The sequence below is a fragment of the Amycolatopsis japonica genome (genome assembly GCF_000732925.1).
GTDB classification, from domain to species: Bacteria; Actinomycetota; Actinomycetes; order Mycobacteriales; family Pseudonocardiaceae; genus Amycolatopsis; species Amycolatopsis japonica.
The window spans coordinates 3,914,949-3,930,832 of the sequence record NZ_CP008953.1 but is presented as its reverse complement, the minus strand read 5'-3'; the positions used below and the strand labels follow the sequence as shown (position 1 = coordinate 3,930,832).

The window sequence follows — 15,884 nt, the reverse complement described above, 5'->3', positions numbered from 1 at the left end:
TCATCCAAATTTCATCGACGTGGACGATCCTGAGGACGTGACCTTCCCTCAGCAGCAGTCGCCCATCTGGCAGCAGTACCCCGTCGCACCGCCGAAGAAGACGCCGAACACCGGGCTGATCGTCGGCATCGCCGCCGCGGCGCTCGTCGTCACCGGTGGAGCGATCGCGGTGACCGTCGCGCTCGTCACCGGCGGCAGCGCCCCCGAGGTCGACCCCGACCCGTTTTCCGCGCAGGCCGGGGATTGCCTGTCGGCCGACGAAGACGCCGGCTCCAACGGCGCGTTCAGCTCCAGCGCCGTGCGGGTGCACTGTTCGGACGGTTCCGCGAACTACACGGTGATCGCACAGCTTTCGAGCAGTTCCGGCTCGGACTGCAACGCCGTGCCCGGCTACGAGTACGGCAACCCCGTCGTCTACGACTTCACTTCGGGGCAGTCGCGCGAACTCTGCGTCATGCCCAAGGGCTGAGAGAGGCGCTGTACCTGCCCGGCGTGCAGATCGCTCACCCACTCCCATCCGGGTTCGGCCGACGAGCCGATCCGCGGGTCGTCGGGAGTACGGCCGTCGCGCACCGCGTGGACATACGCCCGGTCCAGGTCGATCCGGACGCGCGTCTGACCGGGGCCGCCGACGGCCCCGTGGCCGGGTACGACGACCTCGACGTCGTCGGCCACCTCTTCGAGCAGCCGGAGCCCGGTCAGGTAGTCGCCGAGCGGATCGGCGGTGTCGTCGAACATCGGCACCAGGACGTCGGAAAGCATGTCGCCGGCGACGAGAACACCGTGCTTCTCGATCACCAGCGCGGCATGGCCGGGAGCGTGAGCCGGATGCTCGACGATCCGCAGTTCCGGGCCGTCCCACGGAATCCGCGTGCTTCCGGCGGGCAGAGCGGTGATGAGGCCGAACAGCTCGAACGGCACCTCACCGGCGATCTCCGGCGGCAGCCCTTCGGCGAAGTCGGCCTTCCAGTCCTCTTTCGACCGAAGATCGCGCAGGTAGGCGGCGCAGCGGTCCGTGCCGTAGCGGGGTACGTCGCCGAACGCGGCGTGCCAGAGCGCGTGATCCCAATCGGGGTGGGTCGCGAAACCCGCCACCACGCTCCGGCCGGACTGGGCCAGGTCGTTCGCGAGGCAGGCCATCTCGTCTTCGGTGATCCCGGGATCGACGAGCAGCACGCCTTCCTCGCCATCGACGATGACCGTGTTGTTGCGGAGCAGCGCGCTCTGGTGGACCAGCACACCGTTCGCGATCTGGGTCAACATGCCGCGGTGACCTCCCAGGCCGCTTCGATCATCCGGAAGATCTCGTCCACCGCGGCCTCGGGATCGGCCGCCTCCCTGCCGATCGAGTAGGCGTCGAGCACGAACCTCGCGATGGTCCGGCAGGTGGTCGCGGACCGCGCCGATTCCGGATCGGCCGCGATCGCCGCCGCCAGCGACTCCGCGTGGCGCAGCCTCATCGCGTCCTCGTACTCCCGCAGAGCGGGCGATCCGTCGATCATCCGCCAGATCGGGGCGGCGCCCTCCGCGGTGCAATGCCGCACCATCGCGTGCACCTCACGGCACAGTGCGGGAATGAGCGGGTCTCCAGCCTGCCGTTCGGTGACCGCCCGCGTAAGGCCTTGCTCGAAGTTCGCGTCCTGCTCGAACACCAAAGCCTCTTTCGAGGCGAAATGGGAAAAGAGGGTCGTGACGGCGACGTCGGCCTCCGCGGCCACCTCGCGGATGCCGATCGCGTCGTATCCGCGCTCCAGGAAAAGCCGCAAGGCGGTCTCGGCGATCTTCTGACGGGTCGCGGCCTTCTTCCGCTCGCGACGTCCGGTCGGCGCTGTCATGCGGTGAAGCTACCAGATACGAAACAACAACCGTTTCAAAACACTAACCGTTAGTGCTACGGTCGGTCGCATGAAGCAAGTGATCTTCACCGAGTTCGGTGGACCGGAAGTTCTGCAACTCGTCGACGCCGAAGAGCCGCATGCGGGACCGGGCCAGGTACGCATCGCTGTGCGAGCGGCCGGAGTGAACCCCGTCGACTGGAGAATCCGCGAAGGCCAGGTTCTCGGCGCACATCCGACCGTGCTGCCGTCCGGCGTAGGCCTCGACGCAGCCGGTGTGGTGGACGAGGTGGGCGAAGGCGTGGCCGGTGTCGCGGTCGGCGACTCCGTGTTCGGCGAGGGTGCGAGCACCTATGCCGAGTTCGCCGTGCTGTCGGCCTGGGCGGTCATGCCCGACGGGCTCACCTTCGAGGAGGCGGCCGGATATCCGTCCGTCGTCGAGACCGCACTACGGCTCATCCGCGAAGCCGATGTGCGCCCTGGCGAGACACTGCTGGTCAGCGGCGCGTCCGGCGGGGTCGGCTCGGCGGTACTGCAGATCGCGCGTGAACGCGGCATCACCGTGATCGGCACGGCGGGCGCCGCGAACCAGGGCTATCTACGGGATCTGGGCGCGCTCGCCACGACCTATGGCGAAGGCTGGGTGGACCGTGTGCGGCGGCTCGGCCGGGTCGACGCCGCCCTCGACCTGGCCGGGTCAGGCGTGATCGCGGAACTGGTCGAGCTGACCGGGGATCCGGGGAAGGTTCTCTCGATCGCCGATCTCGGCGCGCCCGAGTTCGGCGTCCGTTTCTCCGGCGTGGCCGGAAGCGTGCCGGACGCGCTGGCCGAGGCCGTCGACCTCATCTCACGGGGCAAGCTGCACATCCCCGTCGAGAAGTCCTATTCGCTCGCCGATGCCGCGGCGGCACACGCCGACAGCCATGCCGGGCACACCCGCGGCCGCCGGGTCATCGTCGTCTGAGCGAGGTCAGGCGGCGGGAAGGATCACGACGCCGTCGTCGTCGGAGTAGAGCGTGTCGCCGGGAGTGAAGGTCACTCCCCCGAAGCCGACCGGGACGTCGACAGCGCCGACACCCGCCTTGGAGCTCTTGCGCGGGTTGGTGCCGAGCGCCTTCACCCCGAGCGGGAGCCCGGCGAGCTCGGCGCTGTCGCGTACCGCGCCGTTGACGACGATGCCGGCCCAGCCGTTGTCGACGGCGGACTTCGCGATCATGTCGCCGGTGAGCGCGCTGTGCAGGGAACCGCCGCCGTCGACCACCAGGACGGCGCCGTCACCCGGGGTGGCCAGGAGTTTCTTGACCAGGCCGTTGTCCTCGTGACAGGAGACGGTGCGGATCGGGCCGGAGAAGGTCCGGTGCCCGCCGAACTGCCGGAACTGGGTGTCGCAGACGCGCAGCCGGTCGCCGTGTTCGTCGACGAGGTCGGCGGTGGTGAAGGAATCGATCACGGCTCCCGAGTGTAGGGCGGGAAGAGCGTGTCCAGCGCGTGGGTGAGGATGGCGGCGGGATCCGCGGCGGGCGCGACCGTCTGACGCAGCGCGAGGCCGATACCCAGGGCACCGAGCATGACGACGGCCTGATCCAGCGGCAGGGCGGGTTCGAGACGCAGGCGACGGGTGTGTTCGGCGAGCAGGGCGACCACTTCGTCGTCGTGGCGCCGCTGGATCGCCGCTACCAGCGCGGCGGTTTCCGGTTGCTGCGCCGTCGCGGCGAGCACCTCCGCGGCCGCCGCGCTCCACTTCGCCGCGTCCTTGTCCGCGACGTCGACGGGATTCAGCGCCGCGATCACCTCGTCGCGTGAAGTGGCCTGAGCCAGCGCTTCGCGCAGTCCCCGCAGATGACCGTCCGCGTCGGCCTCGATGATCGCCAGCCACAGCCCTTCCTTGCCGCCGAAGTGCTTGTAGACGGCGCCGCGGGTGTACCCGGCGTCGGCGGCGATCTCCTCGACCGTCGCCGCGAGGAAACCGCGCCGAAGGAAGACCTGGCGTCCGGCGGCCAGCAGGTTCTCATGGGTGCGGCGCTGCTGCTCGGCCCGCGTCAGCCTGGTCATCGTCTCGCATTCAGTAACAGAGTGTTTCTGGAAACGCGACGTTACTGTACCGTCGTCCGCATGGACTTCCTGGCACCGGTGGCGGCGTTTCTGAGCCTTCCCCTCTTCCTGGCCGGATTCGCGTGGTACGCCGCGCGGGCCCGGCGTTGCGGTGTCAGCCAGTCCTTGCTCGCGCCGATCGAGGAGATCTGGGATCCGATCGCGCACAAGACGAACATCGAGATCCAGATCGAGGCCGAGCGGAGTCCGGAGACGCCCTCCCCCGGTGATCCACCCGAGTTCAGTATCCGACGGTGAAATGGCGGTCCTGTCCCGGATTCTCGAGTTCGTCGACGATGGCGACGGCGAGATCCTCCGCCGAAATCCGGGACGACCCGTCCGCCGCGGCGAGGATGGTCGTCGTCCCTCGCCGGTAGGCCCCGGTCCGGACGCCGGGCTCGAGGAGCGCGGGTGGGCTGAGGTAGACCCAGTCGCCTGTGTGCGCTTCGCAGGCTTGGAGCTGCGTCGTGCTGGCCGAGGCGATGGTCCGCCACGCCGCCGGGACGAACAACGGATCGTCAATCACGAGCCCGCCCAACGGCGAGCGCAACGGCCCCGCGCCGCCGACGACCAGGACACGGGTGCCGGCCGCAGCATCGAGCAGCGCCGTGACCGTGGCGGCGACGGTGTCTTCCGCGCCGGGCCGGGGTCTCGTCGCGCCCACGACGGCGTCGACTCCCGCGAAGACTGCGCTCATCCGATCGACGTCGGTGGCGTCCCCGCGCACGACCTCGACACCCGGATGCGGCGATTTCGGCGGCGTACTGCGGAAAACGGCGGTGACGTGGTGTCCACGGGAAGCGGCTTCGGCGACGACGCGGGAACCCGCCATCCCCGACGCTCCGACGACGGCGATCTTCATCGGACGGCACCCTTCGGGGTGATCTGGCCAGCGACGATCGAGGCCAGGGCGAGCGCGAACCCGGCGAGCTGGATCGGGCCGAGCGACTGACCGAGGAGCGCGGCGCCGAGCAGCGCGGCGACCATCGGCGAGAGCAGGCCGAGAACGGCGACCGAGGTGACTGGCAGCGACGTGATTCCGCGGAACCACAGGACGTAGGCGAGCAATCCGCCGATCAGGCCGAGCCAGAGGTAGCCGAGAGCCGCGTCCAGGTCGATGGCGGGCGGGGCTCCTTCGAACAGGAAGGTCACCGGCACCAGGAACAATCCGCCCGCGGTGAGCTGCCACGAGGCGAAGGCGGTCGGCCCGACGTCCGCGGGGCGTCCCCAGCGTTTGGTGAGCGTGACGCCGAGTGCCATCGTCGCGGCGCCGCCGAGTCCGGCGATCACACCGAGGACGTCGAAGCCCGCGGCCGGCCCGAGCACCACCAGCCCGACACCCACGATCCCGACGATCCCCCAGGCGAACCGCCACGCGGACGGGCTCTGCCGCAGTACGGCCACGGCGAGGATCGCGACGAGCAGCGGCTGGGCGGCGCCGAGTGTGGCGGCGACTCCGCCGGGCAGCCGTTCGGCGGCGACGAACAGCAAGGGGAAGAACATCCCGATGTTGAGGACACCGAGCGCGGCGGCCTTCAGCCACCAGGTGCCGCGCGGGAGGGTGCGGGTGATGGCGAGCGCGATGAGTCCGGCGGGCAGGGCGCGCATGAGCCCGGCGAACAGTGGGTGCCCCGGCGGGAGGAGTTCGGTGGTGACCACGTAGGTCGACCCCCAGACCATGGGGGCGAAGGCGGTCAACGCCGTGCCGGTGAGACCGGCAGCGAGCGGTGTGGTCGTCAGCGTTTTCACGCTTCTCAGCTTCGACGGTGCGGATCAATGAGTCCAACACATGTTTGTCACTTGATCCATCGTGATTCAAGATGGATCCGTGGAGCTTCAGCAGATGCGGTACGTCGTGGCCGTGGCGGAGACGAACAGCTTCACGCGGGCCGCGCAACGGTGTCTCGTCGTGCAGTCGGCGCTGAGTCACCAGATCGCCCGGCTGGAACGCGAACTCGGCGCGAAGCTGTTCGAACGCACGAGCCGCCGGGTGCGGCTCACCGCCGCGGGCGAGGCGTTCCTGCCCGCCGCCCGGCAATGCCTCGAAGCCGCCGAACGGGCCGGTTCGGAGGTCGCGGCGGCCGTCGGCGAGATCCGCGGGCGGCTCACCGTCGGGGTGATCCCGACCGTCGCGGCGGTCGACGTCCCGGCCGCCCTGCAGACCTTCCGCAGCCGGTACCCGCACGTCCGGATCGGGCTGCGGGTCGGAGCGAGTGGGCAACTGGTCGAACAGATCAAGGACGGCGCGATCGAAGTGGCGTTCCTCGGCCTCCCGGTGACCGATCGGCCGGACGGCGTGGCCACTTGCGAACTGGGGCGCGACGACCTGATCGCCGTGGTGGCGCCCGGACATCCGCTCGCCGTCGAGTCCGAAGTGGACCTGAAGCGGCTTTCGTCCGAAGTGTTCGTGGACTTCCCGTCAGGGTCGGCGGGGCGGGCCCAGACGGATCAGGCGTTCGCCGCGGCCGGGGTGACACGGGAGGTCGCGTTCGAGGTGACGGCCGCCGACTTCATGGCGCGGCTCATCCATCAGGGATTGGGGGTGGCGCTGCTGCCCTCGAAGTACGTGCCGAACCTGACCGACGTCGTCACCGTGCCGGTGCGGGACGCGCCCGCGCGGATCGAGCACCTGGTCTGGAACCGCTTCACCGTCACTCCGGCGGCGAAGGCCTTTCTGGAGGTGCTGGGCGTGCTTACCACGTCACCGCCGCCTTTGCTCGCTTGAAGTACGTGAAGGCCCCCTTCATTGCGTCTAGCGCAGTGAAGGGGGCCTTCACGTACTACAGATGCGAGCGCGATCGCCTACTTGACGTCCGCCTTGATGATCTCGAACAGGCTGGTCCACGAGCTACGCCCGTGGCCCGCGGCGATCGCCCGGTCGTAGTGCGACTTGATGGCCTCCGGCAGGACCAGGTCGATCCCCGCGTCCCGGCTCGCCTCGACGATGTGGTCGGCCGTCGCGCCCATCATCGTGACGTTGGCTTCGTCGCCGGGGTGCTCGCCCTTCTCGATCTGCTCGGCCGCGGCGTCCAGGTAGAAATCCATCATCTTGAAGTTGTCCTTGGCGTACGGGACGAACTTCTCCACCGGCACCCCGGCCGAGCGCACCAGCGCGCTCGCGTGCATGAACACCGAAAGCGAGGTCAGGAAGACGTCCAGCTGCGCCTGGTAGAACAGCTGTGCCAGCCGGACGTCCTCGCCGAGGTAGTCCGGCCGCCCGATCAGCGCCAGGGTGTCGCGGTGCTTGTCGAACACGTCGGTGGGGCCGCTGTAGAAGACATACGCCTCGTCCTTGCCCACCAGTTCGGCGGGCACCATCACTCCGCCGGCGACGAACCGCGCCCCGCGGGCCTCGACCCACTCGGCGGCTTCGCGGGTCTTCTCCGGGGTGTCGGAGCTGAGGTTGACGATCACCTTGCCCGCCAAGGCGTCTTCGGCCTTGCCGAGGATGTCGTACATCGCGGCGTAGTCGGTGAGGCTCAAGAGCACCAGCTCCGACGCCGACACCGCGTCCGCCGGGGTCTCGGCACGCACGGCACCGGCGGCGACGACGCCGTCCGCGCGGGCGGCGGTGCGGTTCCAGACGGTCACTCCGTGGCCGTTCTCCAGGAGCACTCGGACCATGGCCTGTCCCATCGGGCCGAGCCCGATCAGTGTGATCATTGCTTTTTCCTTACTTCTTGAGGAGTTCGATGACGCCGATCAGGTCTTCGGCGCCGTGTCCGCGGGCGACCCGCTTGTCCATCAGCGACTGGAGCGGCGTGAGCAACTCGGCGCTGATGCCCTGGTCTTCCGCCGCCTGCGCGAGATTCGGGTAGGCGGCCGCCTGCATCCCGATGTTCGACACGACATCGGTCACGTAGTCGCCGTCGTCGATCTGTTCGGCCGAGCGCTCCAGGAAGCCGCCCATCGCGTCCAGCCAGCCGCGCAGCAGCGGCGCGAATTCCCGCGCCTTGACTCCGGCCGAGCCGACCAGCGCGTACGCCTGGATGACGCCGACGAAGTACCCGTACATCCCGCTGAGCAGCGCGATGTCGTGCAGTGGCGCCAGTCCGGGGTCGGCGCCGAGGTAGTTGACGCCGCCGAAGGTGTCGAGCGCGGTGCGGGCGTGGCCGAAGACGGTGCCCGATCCGCTGTAGAAGATGAACGCCGCCGGCGTGCCGATCATCGGCGGGACGGCCATGATCCCGCCGTCCAGGTAGGCCGCCCCCAGTCCCTCCGCCCAAGCGCTCATTTCGCGGGCCTGGCCGGGGGTGCCGTTGGTCAGGTTGATCAGCTGCCGTCCCTCGAGCTCCGCCGCCACCGGGTCCAGGACCTCGTGCACCGAGTCGTAGTCGAGCAGGCAGGCGATCACGATCGTGTTGGCCGCGAGAGCCTCCGAGATGGTCGAAGCGACCGAAGCTCCCTGCGCCGCCACCGCCTCGGCCCAGCTCGCGGTCCGGTTCCAGGCGGTGACCGGATGGCCCGCCGCCAGTAGTGCTTCTACGAGCGCGGTTCCCATCGCGCCCAGCCCCAGCACCGTCACCGGGGTCTTTCCGTGTTCGCTCATGGGACCACCGTGACGCGGCCCGCGCACGGATCGCTGCGGGTTCACGCACGGTCTTGTCGGTGGTCCGCGCTAACGTCGGTTTCGTGCGATTCGGAGTGCTGGGGCCGCTCGCCGCGTGGACGACCGCGGGCGAGCCCGTCGTCGTGCCCGAGGCGAAGGTCCGCCTCCTGCTCGCCGCGCTGCTGTCGCGCGAGGGCAGGGCGGCGTCGGTGTCGTCGTTGACCGACGATCTCTGGGGCGAGCACCCGCCGGGCAATCCCGGCAACACCCTGCAGACCAAGGTCTCCCAGTTGCGTCGCGCCATGGATCGGGCCGAGCCGGGCGCCAGGGAGCTCGTGACCCACCAACCGGCCGGCTACGTCCTCGCCGTCGAGCCCGGCGAGCTGGACGTCCATCGGTTCCGCGCGCTCACCGCCCGCGGCCGCGACGCGGTCGACCCGCGCGCTCGTGCGGCCCTGCTGGCCGACGCGCTGGCGTTGTGGCGAGGGCCTGCCTATGCCGGATTCGAGGACGAGCCCTTCGCCGTCGCCGCCGCTCAGCGGCTGGAGGAGGAAAGGCTGCTCGCCGAGGAAGACCGTGCCGAAGCCCGGCTGGCCCTCGGCGAACACGGCGTCCTCACCGGGGAACTCGCCGGTCTGGTCTCGCGGAATCCGCTGCGAGAGCGGCTGCGCGGGCTGTTGATGCGCGCGTTGTACGCGGCGGGGCGGCACAGCGAGGCGCTCGAAACCTATGCCGAACTGCGGGCCCGTCTGCGTGACGAGGCCGGCCTCGAACCGGGCCCGGACCTTGCGGCGCTGCACCAGGCGATCCTCACCCGCAGCCCGGAGCTCGAGACCGCTCGCGCCGCCGAGCCGGTGCGCGGAAACCTTCCTGAGGCGCTGACCGAGCTGATCGGCCGCACGACGGCGGTCAAGGAGGTCGGGGCGCTCGTCACCGACGCGCGGCTGGTCACCCTCACCGGCCCTGGCGGTGTGGGCAAGACCAGGCTCGCCATCGAGGCGGCGTCGCGGCTCACGATGGCCGACGGCACCTGGCTCGTCGAGCTGGCGGGCCTGGACGTCGTCGAGTGCCCGACGTGCCCGCCGGAGGATCTCGTCGCCGTCGTCGTCGCGGCCGTACTGGACCTTCGCGAGGAGGCGACGTCCACCGGAACCCTGACCCAGTCGATGGCCGCCGCCTTACGGGACAAGGAGATCCTGCTCGTCCTGGACAACTGCGAGCAGGTCGTCGAGCCGGTCGCCGCGCTGGTGGAGCGGTTGCTCGCGGCGGTTCCTCGGCTGCGAGTGCTCGCCACCAGCCAGGAACCGCTCGGGCTGCCCGGGGAGAACGTCTGGGCGGTGCCGCCACTCGAACTGCCCGAGCACCCGGATTTCGCCGCCGTGCGGGAATCGAGCGCGGTCCGGCTGTTCGCGGCCCGTGCCGAGGCGGCGGCGCCGGGGTTCGCGCTCGACGCGGAGAACGCGGCGGTGGTCGCCCGGATCTGCCGCACCCTCGACGGAATCCCGCTGGCGCTCGAACTCGCCGCCACCCGGGTCCGGACGCTCGGCGTGCACGAGCTCCTCGCCCGCCTGGACGACCGGTTCGGCCTGCTGTCCTCGGGCAGACGAGGCGGGCCGCGCCGTCAGCAGACCCTCCGCGCGATGATCGACTGGAGCTGGAGCCTCCTGAGCGGGCCCGAGCAGATCGTGCTGCGCAGGCTCGCCGTCCACGCCGAGGGGTGCGGGCTCGATGCCGCCGAGTCGGTCTGCGCGGGCGGGGAAATCGCCGCCGGGGACGTCCTGGATCTGCTGTCCCGCCTCGTCGACAGGTCGCTGGTGGTCAGCAGGCCGGGCAAGTCCGGCGAGCCGCGGTTCCGGCTGCTGGAGTCCGTTTCGGCGTACGCCTTGGAGCACGCCGAGCGAGCGGGCGAACTCGACGATCTGTACTTGCGGCACGCCCGTTTCCACGTCGAGCTGGCCGAACGCGGTGACGCGGGGTTGCGCGGCCGGGAGCAGCGCCGTTGGCTCGACAGGCTCGACGCCGAGGGCGCCAACACCCGGCGAGCGCTCGAAACGCTGCTGAGGCAAGGAGAACACCGGCTCGCGGCGCGGCTGGTGAACGCGACGACCTGGTTCTGGTTCCTGCGCGGACGGCTCACCGAGGCCCGGCGCTCGCTCGACCTCGTGCTCGGCATGGAGATCGACGCCGGAGACGAGTACGCCCAGGCTCTCGGCTGGCGCACCGGGATCGCCGTGCTCGACGGCACCGGCACGGACGCCGCCGTGGACGAGACCGTGCGGGGCATCGCCGATCCCGGTGCCCGGGCGCGGATGTCGTGGTTCCTCGGCTACGCGTGGTCGACGGTCGGCGACCTGTGCCGCGCGGAGAAACTCACTCTCGACGCGTTGGAAACCGCCCGCGACATCGGCGACGACTGGAGCGCCGCGGCCGCGCTGAGCGACCGGGCGTCCCATCTGATCTCCGGCGGCGACCTCACCGGCGGTGGCCGGGTCGCCGCGCAGAGCGCCGCGATCTTCGACGGACTCGGCGAACGCTGGGGCTGGCTGCAGGCGTCGTTCGTCCTCGGCATGCTGGCGTCGATCGCCGGGGACTACGAGCACGCCCTCCGCGTCCATCGGGAAAGCCTTCGCCGCGCGGAGGAACTCGGGCTGTGGCCGGAGGTCGCCTACAAACTGTCGTGGCTGGGCCGGACGGCGCTGCTCATGGGCGACTTCGACGAGGCGAGGGAGTACCACGAGCGGGCAAGGACGCTGGCCGTCGAACACGGCTTCAAGCCCGCTGAGGTCTACGCCGAAACCGGGCTCGCGCTCGGCGCGCGACGCCAGGGGTTGTTCGACGAGGCCGAGCGGCGCCTGCTGTCCATACTGGACTGGCATCGCCGCGTGGAGTCCGAAGCGGGCAGCACCCTCGTCCTCGCCGAGCTCGGGTTCATCGCCGAACAACGCGGAGACGCGGTGACGGCGAAACGACTCCACCTCGACGGCCTCGCGATCGCACGCCACAGCGAAGATCCCCGTGCGATCGCTCTCGGCCTCGAAGGTCTCGCCGGCGCGGAAGCGGCGGCCGGCGCGTATCGCCTGGCCGCGCGACTGTTGGGTGCGGCGGCGGCTTCCCGCCGCTCGGTGGGCGCTCCCCTGCCGAAGGCCGAACGCGGTGACGTCGACCGGATCACCGGCGTCGTCGTCGCGGCGCTCGGAGAAACCGCATTCTCGGCGGAGTGCGAGGCGGGTGAGGCCTTACCGATCGATCAGTTGGTGACGGACAGTCAGTAGGCATGCACCCGTATCACCACAATGGACCATCCCTTACTTCACGTCAGCAACAAACGGTGATTTCTTTCTGTCGCCCGGGCGCCTCGACCGGTAGCGTGCGTATCCATGCGGGTGAGGTGGGGGGCTCCCGGCGGGCCCAGGGTGACAATGCCGTGGCGAGCGGCTCCAAGGGCGGCACTGACCAGTCCCCTGACTTTGATCATCGCCGCGGTGACCGCGTTGCTGGCCTGTTTCCTCGGCACGGCAGCGGTCCTGCAGGCCTCGGCCGCGGGCGGTGCGGCCGTCACGTATCAGTCCGACATCGTGTGCCCGGACTACTACGGGCCCGTGTTCAGCAAGGACAACGTCCCCGCCGCGGTCGCTCCGCAGGTGATCGATTCGGTCCGCCGGAACGCGCCGGCGCACGGTTTCCCCGCGCCGGTCACCTCCCGCTACACGCCGTATCTCTTCGGTACCGAATTCAACGGCGACCCCAACTACAAGGTCGTCCTCGCTCACCGGGATCAGGCGCTTCAAGGCCATCTCGATCTGGCGGGCGGCTCGACGGGCGCCGGATTCCTGCTCGGCACCGTCGTGGCCGGGGCGGAGAACATCAAGCCCGGCGCCACCCCGAGTATCAAGGGCACCCCGATACCGCCGGTGACGGGGCTGTACCGCGACCTGCCCGATCCCGCGCCGCGCTGGTGGTGTTCGCAACAGCGGAACGCGGTCGTCAGCAGGCTCGCCAACGACCCGCTCGACTCGGTCATGTTCGCCAACGACGGCAAGACCTTCGACGACACGGTCCGCGCGCTGAACCTCCCGACGATCAAGACGCTCCACATGTCGTTCTACGACGCCCCGCCCAAGACCGTGGGCGAGGCCGAGGATCTCCAGGAACGCGGGAAAGCGCTCATCGCCGCGGTCAAGGCGGATCTGGGTTCGCGCGGACTCGGTGACGCGATCGTCGGGTCGCTGCCGTTCGAGCGCTCCGTGGAGATCAGCAACCAGGCGGAATCGAACGTCCTGGTCTCGATCCTGCCGCTCGCGGCCATCAGCATCCTGGTCGGCTGCGCCGGGATCGGCACGGTTGCCCTGCAGTGGTACCAGCGGCGGCATCCGCAGCTGAGGTTGCTGTCGGCCCGCGGCAGCGGCCCGGGGGCGCTCGGACTGCTCGCGGTGGCCGAGCTCGGGCTCCCGATCGTGGCGGGCGGCGCGGCCGGCGCGGTGCTGGCCCGGCTGTTGCTCGGCGTGTACGGACCACCGGGTGAGCTGAACGACGGGGCGACACTGTGGGGGTCGCTCGTCGCGGCCGCGATCCTGCTTGTTTCGCTCGCGCTGCTCGCCGGCGTGATCTCCGTCCGCACCCATCGGGAATTCGAACTCGGCCGGGTCCGCTCCGGGCGGCGCAAGAAGGTGAAGCTCCTGGCCTTCTTCCCGTGGGAGCTGCTCACCGCCGCTGTCGCCCTGCTCGGCTGGAACCGGCTCGTCGACTACAGCAAGGGATCGCGGATCGGCAACCCGCTCCCCCAGGTCGATCCGCTCGCGCTCACGTATCCGGTGTTCGTCGTGCTCACCGTCGGGCTCGTCGCCGCGCGGCTGGCCTGGCTCGCGCTGCACGCGTCGCATCGCGCACGCCTGTGGTCCCGGCCCGCGCTGCAACTGGCCATCCGGCGGCTCGCCAGCGCCCGCGCCCCGGTCACCGGCGTGCTCGTGATCGGCACGCTGGCCATCGGGACGCTGGCCACGGGGATCGGCATCGCCCGAGGCCAGGAGGAGGCGCTGCAGACGAAGTCCGCCATCTTCGTCGGGGCCGAGACCAGGGTCGACACCGAAAGCGTCGTCGGCACCGGGAAGGTCGCGCTGCCCGACTCGATCACCGGCAGCGCCGCGATCGTCGGCGAGCTGACCGGTGCGGGCAACGTCGTGCTGGTCGTGGATCCGCGGACGTTCCGGCAGGCGGCCACGTTCGGCCCACTCGACGGGGCGGAGGTCGACCGGCTGCTGGGCGAACTGTCGAGCCCCGGCGCCGGTGTTCCCGCGATCCGGATCGGGAACGACCCCGCCCAGAAGGCCACGCTGCCCGCCGGTCTCGGGGAAGCCAGGGCGGTCGGCGAACTGCCGATGTTCCCGATCATCGGCACCAAGGCCGGGTACGTGGTCTCCCGGGATTCGCTCAGCGAGGCGCAGCTGCGCTCCATACCCAAGTGGAGCCTGCTGTCCAGCTCCTCGATGACGCAGGTGACCGAGGCGCTGGCCTCCGTGGGGGTGATGACCGCGGTCAACCGGGTCACCCGCGAGTCCGCGCTCGACGCGCTCCCGTTCTACGTGGTGTCGTGGACGTTCTCGTTCATGGCCCTGCTGGGTGCCGTCCTCGGCGTGGTGGCGGTGCTGTCGCTCCTGGTCGCGGTCGAAGTCCGCCGTCGCCAGAACGCGCTGGCCGGGGCCTTGGTGCTGCGGATGGGGATGCGGCCTCGCGCCCTGCTGGCGAGTCACCTGATGGAACTGGGCGCGCTCAGCGGGCTCGCCGTGGTGATCGGCGTCGTCTGCGGTGTGTCGGTGGCGGGACTCTCGGTGCCGCGCTTCGACCCGGCGACGTTCCTCCCGCCGCAATCGGCGCTGCCCGACCCGACCCCGCTCGCCCTGACCGTGCTCGCCGTCGGTGTGCTCGTCGTGGCGCTGGCGGGCTGGATCGCGATGCGCTCGGTGCGCACCGCCCGGACCGCGGAGTTGATCCGTGCCTGAGAAACCGATCTTCCGGCTCCGCGGCATCGGCGTCGACTACCAGACCCCGGCGGGCACCGTGACCGGCGTCGACGACGTCACCATCGACATCCCCGCGCGCGGCATCACCGTGCTGGCGGGACCGTCCGGCTCCGGAAAGTCCACCCTGCTGCGAACGCTCGGCCTGTTCGAACAGCCCGTGCGGGGCACGATCTCGTTCCAGGGCACCGAAACCGGAAAGCTCCGGCATCGCGACCGGCGGGCGCTGCGGCGGCACCACCTCGGCCTGGTGTTCCAGAACCCGACCGACAACCTGCTCGGGTATCTGAGCGTCGCCGACAACCTCCGCGCGGCGGCGGAATCGGCCGGAACCGAATGCCTGCCCGACGACATCCTCGATCAGCTGGGGCTCGGCGGGACCGGCAGCTGGCGGATCTCGGCGCTGTCGGGCGGGCAGCAGCAGCGTCTCGCGTTCGGCTGCACGCTCGCTCGCCGCTCGACCGTCGTTCTGGCCGACGAGCCGACGTCCCAATTGGACGAAGCCTCGGCCGACCGCGTGCTCGACACCCTGAAGTACTTGGCGGGTCAGGATTTCGCCGTCATCGTCGCCTCGCACGACGACCGGCTCATCGAACTCGGCAGCCGGGTGGCGCGGATGCACAAGGGCAGACTGGAAAAAGTCGAAGAACGGGAGGTCGTGCCGTGATGGCGGAACCCGCCCTCGAGGCCGTCGGGTTGCGCCGCCGGTTCCCCCATCCCAGCGGGGACGTCGAAGTCCTGCGCGGGCTCGAACTGCGGGTGGCCGCGGGTGAGCTGGTCACCGTGTCCGGCCGCTCCGGCTCCGGCAAGAGCGCGTTGCTGGCCCTGCTGTGCGGTTTCGACTCGCCCGATTCCGGCAGTGTCCTGCTGGACGGCGTCCCGATAGCGGGCGCGCCGCCATGGCACACCTGCGCAGTCCTGCCGCAGGCGCTCGGCCTGGCGAACGAACTGACGATCGCGGAGAACGTGGCGTTGCCACTGCGGCTCCGGTCCGACATTCCCAAGCCCAGCGCGAAGGACATCCACGCACGGGTTTCGGATCTGCTGGAGGAACTCGGGATCGGCGACCTCGGCGAGCGCTACCCGCTGGAAGTGTCTTTCGGGCAGCAGCAGCGCGTCGCGCTCGCCAGGGCGGTCAGCGGGCGGCCCCGGGTCCTGCTCACCGACGAGCCGACGGCGCATCTGGACGCGGGGAGCACGCCGCGGGTGCTGCGGCTGTTGCGGCGCTGCGCCGAAGAAGGCGCCGCGGTCATCGTGGCGACCCACGACGACGAGGTGCACCGGATCGCGGACAGGCGGGTACGGCTGCTGGACGGGGTCCTTTCGTAGCTTCCGGATGTCATGAAAGGGTCGTTCAGGACGTTTTTCGTCCTGAACGACCCTTTCATGACATTT

At 70.2% G+C, this 15,884-nt stretch carries 16 protein-coding genes; 8 read left to right on the top strand and 8 right to left on the bottom strand.

From position 1 onward, the window contains the following. Positions 1 to 19: 19 nt before the first annotated feature. Positions 20 to 469 (top strand): LppU/SCO3897 family protein, encoded by a 450-nt coding sequence (locus AJAP_RS18335; RefSeq protein ID WP_038513277.1) that lies wholly within the window; start codon positions 20 to 22, stop codon positions 467 to 469. On the opposite strand, the gene AJAP_RS18330 is transcribed toward AJAP_RS18335, so the two are convergent. Together AJAP_RS18330 and AJAP_RS18325 are read right to left on the bottom strand one after the other, a co-directional pair. Beyond that, a complete protein-coding gene (locus AJAP_RS18330; RefSeq protein WP_038513275.1) occupies positions 415 to 1,263 on the bottom strand; it encodes an MBL fold metallo-hydrolase in 849 nt (282 codons plus the stop codon). The two genes, AJAP_RS18335 and AJAP_RS18330, sit on opposite strands and share 55 nt — an antisense overlap. Next, complete coding sequence (locus tag AJAP_RS18325; RefSeq protein ID WP_038513272.1) at positions 1,257 to 1,835, bottom strand: TetR/AcrR family transcriptional regulator; 579 nt, start codon at positions 1,833 to 1,835, stop codon at positions 1,257 to 1,259. The genes AJAP_RS18330 and AJAP_RS18325 overlap by 7 nt, the downstream gene beginning before the upstream one ends. A 70-nt stretch (positions 1,836 to 1,905) precedes the next feature. Between AJAP_RS18325 and AJAP_RS18320 the strand changes: the two genes are divergently transcribed. Continuing rightward, positions 1,906 to 2,799 carry an NADP-dependent oxidoreductase gene (locus AJAP_RS18320; protein WP_038513269.1) on the top strand — a complete coding sequence of 298 codons (894 nt, stop codon included), beginning with the start codon at positions 1,906 to 1,908 and terminating at the stop codon, positions 2,797 to 2,799. A 6-nt stretch (positions 2,800 to 2,805) separates the two neighbouring features. On the opposite strand, the gene rraA is transcribed toward AJAP_RS18320, so the two are convergent. After that, complete coding sequence (rraA, locus tag AJAP_RS18315) at positions 2,806 to 3,285, bottom strand: ribonuclease E activity regulator RraA (RefSeq protein ID WP_038513267.1); 480 nt, start codon at positions 3,283 to 3,285, stop codon at positions 2,806 to 2,808. Then, positions 3,282 to 3,887, bottom strand: coding sequence for a TetR/AcrR family transcriptional regulator (locus tag AJAP_RS18310; RefSeq protein ID WP_038513265.1), 606 nt, complete (start codon positions 3,885 to 3,887; stop codon positions 3,282 to 3,284). Before AJAP_RS18310 ends, rraA begins: the two co-directional genes overlap by 4 nt. A gap of 60 nt (positions 3,888 to 3,947) precedes the next feature. Between AJAP_RS18310 and AJAP_RS18305 the strand changes: the two genes are divergently transcribed. Further along, on the top strand, positions 3,948 to 4,184 hold the full coding sequence (locus tag AJAP_RS18305) for a hypothetical protein (RefSeq protein ID WP_038513263.1): 237 nt from the start codon (positions 3,948 to 3,950) through the stop codon (positions 4,182 to 4,184). Here AJAP_RS18305 and AJAP_RS18300 read toward each other — a convergent pair. Both AJAP_RS18300 and AJAP_RS18295 read right to left on the bottom strand, forming a co-directional pair. Then, positions 4,168 to 4,788: an NAD(P)-dependent oxidoreductase gene (locus AJAP_RS18300; RefSeq protein WP_038513261.1), complete on the bottom strand. Its 621-nt coding sequence runs from the start codon at positions 4,786 to 4,788 to the stop codon at positions 4,168 to 4,170. The genes AJAP_RS18305 and AJAP_RS18300 overlap by 17 nt on opposite strands. Continuing rightward, positions 4,785 to 5,675 carry an EamA family transporter gene (locus tag AJAP_RS18295; protein ID WP_073843277.1) on the bottom strand — a complete coding sequence of 297 codons (891 nt, stop codon included), beginning with the start codon at positions 5,673 to 5,675 and terminating at the stop codon, positions 4,785 to 4,787. The genes AJAP_RS18300 and AJAP_RS18295 overlap by 4 nt, the downstream gene beginning before the upstream one ends. Positions 5,676 to 5,754: 79 nt before the next feature. On the opposite strand from AJAP_RS18295, the gene AJAP_RS18290 reads away from it, so the two are divergent. Next, complete coding sequence (locus AJAP_RS18290; protein WP_038513259.1) at positions 5,755 to 6,651, top strand: LysR family transcriptional regulator; 897 nt, start codon at positions 5,755 to 5,757, stop codon at positions 6,649 to 6,651. Positions 6,652 to 6,728: 77 nt separating this feature from the next. Here the strand turns inward: AJAP_RS18290 and AJAP_RS18285 are convergent, their stop codons facing one another. After that, positions 6,729 to 7,589 carry an NAD(P)-dependent oxidoreductase gene (locus tag AJAP_RS18285; RefSeq protein WP_038513257.1) on the bottom strand — a complete coding sequence of 287 codons (861 nt, stop codon included), beginning with the start codon at positions 7,587 to 7,589 and terminating at the stop codon, positions 6,729 to 6,731. A 10-nt stretch (positions 7,590 to 7,599) separates the two neighbouring features. Beyond that, positions 7,600 to 8,475 (bottom strand): NAD(P)-dependent oxidoreductase, encoded by an 876-nt coding sequence (locus AJAP_RS18280; RefSeq protein ID WP_038513254.1) that lies wholly within the window; start codon positions 8,473 to 8,475, stop codon positions 7,600 to 7,602. A gap of 83 nt (positions 8,476 to 8,558) precedes the next feature. Between AJAP_RS18280 and AJAP_RS18275 the strand changes: the two genes are divergently transcribed. The 4 genes from AJAP_RS18275 (at position 8,559) to AJAP_RS18260 (ending at position 15,818) form a co-directional block, all read left to right on the top strand. After that, positions 8,559 to 11,747 carry a BTAD domain-containing putative transcriptional regulator gene (locus AJAP_RS18275; protein WP_038523348.1) on the top strand — a complete coding sequence of 1,063 codons (3,189 nt, stop codon included), beginning with the start codon at positions 8,559 to 8,561 and terminating at the stop codon, positions 11,745 to 11,747. Between the two features lie 147 nt (positions 11,748 to 11,894). Then, positions 11,895 to 14,471, top strand: a complete 2,577-nt coding sequence (locus AJAP_RS18270; RefSeq protein ID WP_084098229.1) for an FtsX-like permease family protein — start codon at positions 11,895 to 11,897, stop codon at positions 14,469 to 14,471. Then, complete coding sequence (locus tag AJAP_RS18265) at positions 14,464 to 15,156, top strand: ABC transporter ATP-binding protein (RefSeq protein WP_037338214.1); 693 nt, start codon at positions 14,464 to 14,466, stop codon at positions 15,154 to 15,156. The genes AJAP_RS18270 and AJAP_RS18265 overlap by 8 nt, the downstream gene beginning before the upstream one ends. Continuing rightward, the gene (locus AJAP_RS18260; RefSeq protein WP_038513250.1) at positions 15,156 to 15,818 is read left to right on the top strand and encodes an ABC transporter ATP-binding protein; all 663 of its coding nucleotides are present in this window, start codon (positions 15,156 to 15,158) and stop codon (positions 15,816 to 15,818) included. The genes AJAP_RS18265 and AJAP_RS18260 overlap by 1 nt, the downstream gene beginning before the upstream one ends. Positions 15,819 to 15,884 lie beyond the last annotated feature (66 nt).

Coding starts and splice junctions, on each gene's coding strand:
- AJAP_RS18330 (WP_038513275.1), bottom strand. CDS start 1,263: ATGTTGACCCAGATCGCGAACGGTGTGCTGGTCCACCAGAGCGCGCTG.
- AJAP_RS18325 (WP_038513272.1), bottom strand. CDS start 1,835: ATGACAGCGCCGACCGGACGTCGCGAGCGGAAGAAGGCCGCGACCCGT.
- AJAP_RS18320 (WP_038513269.1), top strand. CDS start 1,906: ATGAAGCAAGTGATCTTCACCGAGTTCGGTGGACCGGAAGTTCTGCAA.
- AJAP_RS18310 (WP_038513265.1), bottom strand. CDS start 3,887: ATGACCAGGCTGACGCGGGCCGAGCAGCAGCGCCGCACCCATGAGAAC.
- AJAP_RS18305 (WP_038513263.1), top strand. CDS start 3,948: ATGGACTTCCTGGCACCGGTGGCGGCGTTTCTGAGCCTTCCCCTCTTC.
- AJAP_RS18300 (WP_038513261.1), bottom strand. CDS start 4,788: ATGAAGATCGCCGTCGTCGGAGCGTCGGGGATGGCGGGTTCCCGCGTC.
- AJAP_RS18285 (WP_038513257.1), bottom strand. CDS start 7,589: ATGATCACACTGATCGGGCTCGGCCCGATGGGACAGGCCATGGTCCGA.
- AJAP_RS18280 (WP_038513254.1), bottom strand. CDS start 8,475: ATGAGCGAACACGGAAAGACCCCGGTGACGGTGCTGGGGCTGGGCGCG.
- AJAP_RS18270 (WP_084098229.1), top strand. CDS start 11,895: ATGCCGTGGCGAGCGGCTCCAAGGGCGGCACTGACCAGTCCCCTGACT.
- AJAP_RS18260 (WP_038513250.1), top strand. CDS start 15,156: ATGGCGGAACCCGCCCTCGAGGCCGTCGGGTTGCGCCGCCGGTTCCCC.